This is a genomic window from Verminephrobacter aporrectodeae subsp. tuberculatae At4, assembly GCF_000193225.1.
Lineage (GTDB): Bacteria > Pseudomonadota > Gammaproteobacteria > Burkholderiales > Burkholderiaceae_C > Acidovorax > Acidovorax aporrectodeae.
This window is the reverse complement of the sequence record NZ_AFAL01000337.1, coordinates 1-276: the sequence shown is the minus strand read 5'-3', so window position 1 is coordinate 276 and position 276 is coordinate 1. Positions and strand designations below refer to the sequence as shown.

At 72.8% G+C, this 276-nt stretch carries 1 protein-coding gene; it reads right to left on the bottom strand.

Annotation, left to right across the window (positions count from 1 at the left end):
• Positions 1-276 (bottom strand): ATP-binding cassette domain-containing protein (locus VTU_RS26355; protein ID WP_010102578.1); only part of this gene is annotated, 276 nt, incomplete at both ends.

Genomic DNA, 276 nt, shown 5'->3' with positions numbered 1-276 from the left:
GCGCCGGGCCGGGGCGTCGATCAGCCCGCGGCGCCGGGGCGCATGGCCGAGCAGCAGGTTTTCTTCGACGCTCAGCTGCGGCACCAGATCCAGCTCCTGGTAGATCATCGCGATGCCCGCGCGCCGGGCGTCCTGCGGGCTGCGCAGCCGCAGCGCGCGGCCATCGAGCACGATCTCCCCGGCGTCGGGCGGGTGGGCGCCGGCAATGATTTTCATCAAGGTGCTCTTGCCCGCGCCATTCGCGCCGAGCAGGCCGTGCACCTCGCCGCTGCGGAT